5 protein-coding genes and 1 pseudogene are annotated in these 7167 nt (G+C 74.4%); 2 read left to right on the top strand and 4 right to left on the bottom strand.

The genetic code is table 11. From position 1 onward, the window contains the following. Nucleotides 1-250 (bottom strand): annotated as a pseudogene (locus tag L6E12_RS07055) (hypothetical protein); the annotation flags it as partial. A 63-nt stretch (nt 251-313) separates the two neighbouring features. Then, entirely contained in the window at nt 314-1711 is a 1398-nt protein-coding gene (locus tag L6E12_RS07050) for a family 2B encapsulin nanocompartment shell protein (RefSeq protein WP_236227063.1), read from the bottom strand. A 347-nt stretch (nt 1712-2058) separates the two neighbouring features. Between L6E12_RS07050 and L6E12_RS07045 the strand changes: the two genes are divergently transcribed. Then, complete coding sequence (locus L6E12_RS07045; protein WP_236227062.1) at nt 2059-2802, top strand: SDR family NAD(P)-dependent oxidoreductase; 744 nt, start codon at nt 2059-2061, stop codon at nt 2800-2802. Between the two features lie 64 nt (nt 2803-2866). On the opposite strand, the gene L6E12_RS07040 is transcribed toward L6E12_RS07045, so the two are convergent. Together L6E12_RS07040 and L6E12_RS34690 are read right to left on the bottom strand one after the other, a co-directional pair. Beyond that, nucleotides 2867-4357, bottom strand: coding sequence for a triacylglycerol lipase (locus L6E12_RS07040; RefSeq protein WP_236227061.1), 1491 nt, complete (start codon nt 4355-4357; stop codon nt 2867-2869). Nucleotides 4358-4369: 12 nt separating this feature from the next. Beyond that, on the bottom strand, nt 4370-6607 hold the full coding sequence (locus tag L6E12_RS34690; protein ID WP_255683085.1) for a CHAT domain-containing protein: 2238 nt from the start codon (nt 6605-6607) through the stop codon (nt 4370-4372). Nucleotides 6608-6743: 136 nt separating this feature from the next. Between L6E12_RS34690 and L6E12_RS07025 the strand changes: the two genes are divergently transcribed. Next, entirely contained in the window at nt 6744-7130 is a 387-nt protein-coding gene (locus L6E12_RS07025) for a hypothetical protein (protein ID WP_236227060.1), read from the top strand. Nucleotides 7131-7167: the final 37 nt, after the last annotated feature.

Below are 7167 nucleotides of genomic sequence, written 5' to 3'. Positions count from 1 at the left end.
CGCCCGCGGGTGGTCGCGGGGCGGGCGGGTGGAACGGCGGGCGCACCGCCGCGGCCTCCGGGTCCGTCGCCGGGACCGGGACCCCGGCGCCGCCGGTGGTGGCGGGCGGGCGCGGGAACAGCAGCGAGTACGGCGGCGCGTGGTCGGGGGCCCGGCCCGGCGGCGTCGGGGTGGTGGGCCGCCCCGACGGCGTCGCCGGGTGCGGGGTGGCCGGATGGGGATCGGCTGAGTTGGACGGCGGTGTGGACATGTCGCTCCTGGCGCTGGGTCGGGCGCGGGACCGGTGGCCCCGGGTGGGACCACCGGCACCCGGCTAGAGACCGATCTGGACGTTCTCCAGCACGGCCAGCGCGTCCGGCACCAGCACGGCGGCCGAGTAGTAGGCGCTCACCAGGTAGGAGATGACCGCCTTCTCGTTGACGCCCATGAACCGCACCGACAGGCTCGGCTGGTACTCGTCCGGGATGCCGGTCTGGTGCAGGCCGATGACGCCCTGGTCGGCCTCGCCGGTGCGCATGAGCAGCATGGACGTGGTCCGGGTGTCCGACACCGGGATCTTGTTGCACGGCAGCACCGGCACCCCGCGCCACGACGGCACCTGGTGGCCCGCGATGTCGACGTTGGCCGGGTAGATGCCGCGCTTGCTGCACTCGCGGCCGAAGGCGGCGATGGCCCGCGGGTGCGCCAGGATCACGCCCGGGTTCTTCCACACCTTGGCCAGCAGCTCGTCCAGGTCGTCCGGGGTGGGCGCCCCGGTGCGGGTGTGGATGCGCTGGCGGGCGTCGGCGTTGTGCAGCAGGCCGAAGTCCCGGTTGTTGATCAGCTCGTGCTCCTGGCGCTCGCGCAGCGCCTCGATGGTCAGCCGGAGCTGCTGCTCGACCTGGTCCATCGGCTGGTTGTAGAGGTCGGCGACGCGGCTGTGCACCCGCAGCACGGTCTGCGCGACGCTCAGCTCGTACTCGCGCGGGGCGTCCTGGTAGTCGACGAAGGTGCCCGGCAGCTCCACCTCGCCGGTGTGGCCCGCGGACAGCTCGATCGGCTTCTCGCCGTCGCGGTTGCCCGAGTCGGACTCGGCGAAGGCGCGCAGGTGCTCGGCCAGCGCGGGGGAGCGCTCCACCAGGTTCTGGAAGTCCGCGCGGCGCACCGCGAGCACGGTGGTGTTGGTGGCGGCGCGGGCGGTGAAGTCCCAGATCCGCTCCTCCAGCAGGCCCCACTGGTCGAAGTAGTCGCCGTCGGCGACCACGCCGACCACGGCCTCCTCGCCGTAGCGGCCCGCGGCGCGCTGCTCGACCCGGCCGTGCGCGATGACCAGGAACCGGTCCTCGGCGTGGCCCCACTCGACGATGGTGTCGCCCGCGGCGTAGGTCTCCTCGGCGAACAGGTTCGCCAGCGCGCCCAGGGTCTCCTCGTCGTCGAACTCGCGCAGGAACGCCAGTTCGCGCAGGTCACCGGCGATCACCCGGGACTGCGAGCCGCTGCGGTCGACGTCGATGCGGCCGTCGCCGACGACGTAGCTGCGCCGCTGGTTGACCCGGTAGGTGCCGCCGCTGACCTGCACCCACGGCAGGACCCGCAGCAGCCAGCGAGAGGTGATCTCCTGCATCTGCGGCACGGACTTGGTCGTGGTCGCGAGGTTTCTCGCCGCCGCCGTCCCCAGGGACTGCTGCGACGGCTGCGCGGCGGGGTCCAAGGGGTGCAGGGTCTCGGTCACAGCGGTACCGCCATTCCTGATCCGGATTTCACGAGGTGGGAGGAGTTGCCGAAGGTTCGGCGCGGGCGGAAGTGGGCCCCGCGGTCGTGCCCTCGGCCGACCGGGTGTCCGGGTTTGTCCCTGTGCCCCAAACGTTCGACACCGACGGCGTCGAAGCTAGCACCGCTGATCGGGGGGCGGCAGTCCCCGAATGGGATGGTCGTGTCCCAGCAAGTGGAATCAGATGTCCGACTTGGATCGACTCGGAGTGACCGTCGAGTCGATCTTTCACTCGATCCGTCCGGGCGCTGCGGCAAATGGGGTCAGGTGCCGTGGAACGCTGGTGACGGAGACGGCAGACTGGTCCAATGAGCGGTTCGGTGGTTGTCCTCGGTGGAGGAAGTGAAATCGGTTCGGCTCTGGCCCGACGGCTGGTGGCAGGCGGCGCCAGGGAAGTCGTGCTGGCGGCCAGGGACACGAGCGCCCTGGCGGAGCGGGAACGGGAGCTGCGCGCGGCGGGCGCGACCCGGGTGACCCGTGTGGACTTCGACGCGGACGACCTCGCCGCGCACCCGTCCGTCCTCTCCCGGATCGTCGCCGAGCACGGACCGGTGGCCACCGCCGTGGTCGCCTTCGGGGTGCTCGGCGACCAGGCCAGGGCGGAACGCGACGTCGACCACGCCCTGGCGGTCGTGCACACCGACTACGTGGCGCAGGTGAGCGTCCTGAGCCACCTGGCGAACCTGTTGCGGGAACAGGGAAGCGGGGACGTCGTCGCGTTCTCGTCCGTCGCCGGGGTCCGGGTGCGCCGGGCGAACTACGTCTACGGCTCCGCGAAGGCGGGCCTCGACGGGTTCGCGGGCGGCCTGTCCGACGCGCTGGTGGGCAGCGGTGTCCGACTGCTCGTGGTGCGCCCCGGGTTCGTGGTCGGGCGCATGACCGAGGGCATGGCACCGGCGCCCCTGTCGAGTACGCCAGAACAGGTGGCGCGCGCGGCGGCCCGCGCCCTGGCGGGCGGCAAGCGCGACGTGTGGGTGCCGGGGGCGCTGCGCCCGCTCTTCTTCGGACTGCGCCTGCTGCCCCGGTGGCTGTGGCGGCGGATGCCCCGCTGAGGTGAACCCGATTCGCACTGTCGTGGGTGGACGCCCGGTTGCCGGGGCTGTCGGTGACCTGTTCTCAGCCGGTCAGCCACCGGTCGAGCGCGGCCACCACCCGGGGCCGGGCCCAGTAGCCGCTGTGGTCGACCGAGTCGGCGGCGGCGAACACCTCCGGCTCCCCGACCGGGAACGCCGACGCGCCGTTGGCGGCGAACACGCCCTCGGTGGGCACCACGAGGTCGTTGGGGGCGCTGCCGAACACCAGGTCGGTCAGCCCGTCGCGGGCGCAGGCCAGCAGCGGCGCCCCGGGCGGCGGGTCGTAGTCCGACGCCACCGCCCGGTAGACCGCCGCGTGCGGGGCGGGTACGTTGAGCCGGGTGGTGAGGAACTCGCCCGCCGGGTTCATCGACATCAGCCCCTCCAACCCCTTGAGCACGCCCAGCGCCAACTGCTTCACCACGGTCAGGACCACGTCGAGCACGTCGGTCACCGCGTTGGCGGGCACAAGCTGGAGCAGGTTCGTCATCCGGTCCAGCCACTTGTCCAGGTTGTCCGGGTGCGCCAGGGCGGTTCCCGCGTTCGGGGTCGCCACCATCACCAGCGTCCGCACCCGCAGCCGCCCCGGGTCCAGCCCCACCTCGCCGGGCAGCTCGCACAGCACCCGGCCCACCAGCCCGCCGCGCGAGTGCGCCAGGACGTCGACCTCCAGCCCCGCCCCCTCGGGCACCTGCTCCACCAGCTCCCGCGCGTTCACCACCGGGTCCACCGACAGGGTGCGGTGGTCGAAGGCCAGCACCCGCCCGCCGTAGCGCTCGTGCAGCCGCAGCACGGCCTCCCGGGGCAGCCCGCCGAAACCCGCGTGGCTGGAGCTGGCGGTCCCGTGCACGAACAGCAGCGCGGGCCCCGCCGCCAGCGCCGCCCAGTCCGGCCCGGCCGGGTCCACCGGCTGCGGCAGCGCGTGGTCGTCGGCGGTGAACCGGCGCAGCCGCACCGGCCGGTACCGCTGCTCCCACCGGCTGACGAAGAACTCCCCGACCTCCCCGACCACCGGGTCGACCAACGGGAACACCAGCACCTTCAACAGCTTCGACCCCAGCGCCCCGAGCAGCCCGCGCGACGGGTCCGCCCCCGGGTCCACCGGCGCCACCCGGCGGGCGATCGTGTAGGAGCGCCGGTCACCGCCGCGCGTCGCCACCTCCGCCGGGGTGATGTCGTCGGGCAGGACCCAGCTCAGCACCCCCTGCTCGTCCTTGGCGAGCACCACCTGCCCGAGCCCGGTCCCCGGCCCGGGCACCTCGAAGCGCACCCCCGGCCCGCCTGCGGCCGTCGACCGGGTCGCCCCGGAGGCCAGCTCGGGCACCTCCACCGGGTCCAGCAGCTCCACGGTCAACTGCTCGTCGAAACCGTTGCGCGCCAACGCCGACAGCAACTCCGCCGACGCCGCCTCGGCGCCGCGCATCCCCGTGCCGCCCGCCGGGTGCACCTCCACCCGGCCGATCAGCCCCGGTGAGCTGACCACCACGTCCCCGATCCGCACGTCCGTGCCGTCCGGGCGCAGGTCCTCAGCCATCGCGGTCCTCCTTCACAGGTGCAGGGCGAGTCGTGGGTGCCCGAAGAACTGGTACGCCATGGTGGTCGCGGGCTTGCCGTCCCGGGTCCGCCGGTCGACGCCCGCCCGCAACCCGCGCAGCACCTCGGCGGCGGGCAGCCCGCGGTAGACCGCCGCGTAGAACGCCTCGGCCAGCTCGCTCGCCGCCACGTCGTCGACGTTCCACAGTGGAGCGACCACGCCGCACGCGCCCGCGGCGAGGAACGCCCGCGCCAGCCCGGAGTAGTCGCCGAGCACGGTACCGCCCGCACCGACCTGGCAGGCGTTGAGGAAGACGAAGGGGTGGCCGGTGAACGACATCGCCGACACGTGCTCCGGGCTCAGGAACCGCGGCACCAACCGGTTCGGGTCGGCGGGTGCCGGGGCCAGCAGCACCAAGCCGTCCTGGGCGTTGTCCGGGTCGAACTTGCCGTGCAGCGCGAAGTGCACCGCCCGGGCGGGCGGCCCGGACTCCAGGAAGTCCAACACCGCCGAGTGCAGCGGCGCCACCTCCGCGCACGGCGGGTACGCCGCCGCCAACCCCGCCGCCTCCGCCTCGGCGCTGGGCAACCGGTTCCATCCCGGCACCCCCTCGTACCGGGCCGTCACCACCGCCCGCCCCGCCCCCGAGGCCCGCACCGGCGGCGTCGGCCGCGGCCGACGCGTGTCCAACACCCACCGCCCCAGCACCACCCTGGCCCCCAGGAACGGGCTGCGGTCCGGCTCGGGTTCGTCCAGCACCGCCAACTCCCACGGCACGTGCGGCTCGGCGCTGAGCAGCAACACCGACGGCGGCGCCGGGGCCCGCGCCGCCACCACCGCCCGGATCGCGTCCGCCACCGGCACCGGCACCTTGTCACCGATCTCCCGGCCCAACCCGATCAACGTCAACACGGCGTCCCGGGGATCGGCCACCGCCCCCATCTTCAACCGCACCGCCCTGGCCAACCCCGCCGGGTCGTCCCCGATCCCCACCCGGTGCGGCCCCGGCACCCCCACCACCCCCGGCAAGGGGGAACGCGCACTCCACAACAACGTCTGCCCGCCCACGTCCGCCCCGCGCTCCACCACGACCACCAGGTCCGGCGCGTCGGCCGCCAACAGCGGCCCGAGGTCCAGGCTGTCCCCGCCGACGAGGTCCAACCGCTCCCCGGGCCCATCGGTCACCTGCACCGTGCGCGACCCGTACCCGCGCAACGCCCCGCCGACGAAGTACGCCGCCCCGATCTCCCGCCGGACCCCCAGGTCCACCCCGGCCAGCGCCCGCACCCGCAGGTTGATCCGGGGGAACGGGTTGGTGCCGGTGGCGGCCAGGGTCACCGGGTTCGCCCACCCCACCGGCGCGAACGCCACCGGGTCGAACACCACGGTCACCTCGATCAGCACATCCCCCTCGGGCACCCGCAGCGACCCGGTGCCGGTCACCTCGGCGGAGGGCTCGGCGCCGATGCCGACCACGAGGTCGAACTCCGCGCCGGGCGGCACCACCTCCGGTGCCGCCACCACGGGCCAGGCCACCCGCTCCGACCCGGCACCGCGACCGCCGGTCGGTGTGCACCGGTCCCGCCCGCCCGCAGGTGGGAATGCCTGGCCATACCCGCCGTTGGCGGGAGGTCGGCCACCACTCCCCTGCTGGGGGGTGTGGTCGTGCTCACCCGGGTCCTCGTCGACCGGCGTCCAGTGCCCGACGCTGTCCCGGGGCTGGTCGGGCAGTTCAGCGGGCTCCGGGGTCGGGTGGGCGGGCCAGGTGCCGTCGAGCACGTCGGCCAGCAGCTCCGCGGCCAGCAGGCCCGCCAGGTCATCGGTGAGCAGGGGGAGCAGGCCGCGGTAGAGGGTCCGCCGCGGCGCCGGGCCCAGCAGCGCGGCCAGGTCCCCGGCGCTCAACCCGGTGTGCGTGGTCAGCCAGAGCCGGGCCAGCGCTCCCACCGGGATCGCGCCCGGCGCCAACCGGTCGACCACGGCGGTGATGGTCGCGCGGTCCCACCGGTCCGGTTCGCCCGCCAGGAGTTCGGCGGCCTCGTCCTCCGACAGCAGGCGCAGGTCGTCGGCCAGGCTGTCGAGGTCGGCCCCGGCGACCAGCTCGCGCCGCAGGTGCCGGACCCGCTCCGGGTCCGGCACCCACCGCGCCGGAGCCCCCTGGCCCAGTGCGGCCAAGGCGTCGCGCACCGCGGCCACCGCCTCCGCGCGGCGAGCCGGGTCCCGCAGCAGGGCGGTCAGGTCCGCTGTCGACATCGCACCCCCCGGTACACCGTGTGTCGTCGGCCGGGGTCGATTGTGTCACCCGGGCACCCCGCCCCGACGTGCTTCCCGCCGACCGGCCGTGCGAAGCTCTCGACATGCGCGGGTTCTCGGGTGTGCGGTGGTGCCGGTGGTCGACGCACTGACCTCCGCGCTCAACTGGGTCGCCCTCGGTGCCGCGCTGTGGGCGCTGGTCCTGGTCGTGCTGTTCCGCCCGCCGCTGCCGGGCCGCCCGGACGGGTGGGCCTACCTCGGGCTGCTGGTCCTGCTGGAACTGGGCCTGCTGGCGCAGGCCGTCGTCGGCTTCGTGAACCTGGCGACGACCGACCGCGACGTCGAGGCGCTCACCTTCGGCGGCTACCTGCTGGGCGCGCTGCTGGTGCTGCCGATCGCGGTGTTCTGGTCACTGGCCGAGCGCACCCGGTGGGGCATCGCGGTCCTGGTGATCGGCTGCCTGGTGGTCCCGGTGCTGAACCTGCGACTCGACCAGGTCTGGGCGGCGGTCCCCGGTGTCTGACCCCCGACCCGAGGCGCACCCGCCCCCCGATCCCGCC

Source organism: Actinokineospora sp. PR83, from assembly GCF_021056305.1.
Lineage (GTDB): Bacteria > Actinomycetota > Actinomycetes > Mycobacteriales > Pseudonocardiaceae > Actinokineospora > Actinokineospora spheciospongiae.
Note: the sequence above shows the minus strand (reverse complement) of the source record. Positions and strands in the feature narration are given on the sequence as shown.

What these genes read in the sequence shown, in the direction of transcription:
- L6E12_RS07045 (WP_236227062.1), top strand. Translation starts at nt 2,059, where the DNA reads ATGAGCGGTTCGGTGGTTGTCCTCGGTGGAGGAAGTGAAATCGGTTCG.
- L6E12_RS34690 (WP_255683085.1), bottom strand. Translation starts at nt 6,607, where the DNA reads ATGTCGACAGCGGACCTGACCGCCCTGCTGCGGGACCCGGCTCGCCGC.
- L6E12_RS07040 (WP_236227061.1), bottom strand. Translation starts at nt 4,357, where the DNA reads ATGGCTGAGGACCTGCGCCCGGACGGCACGGACGTGCGGATCGGGGAC.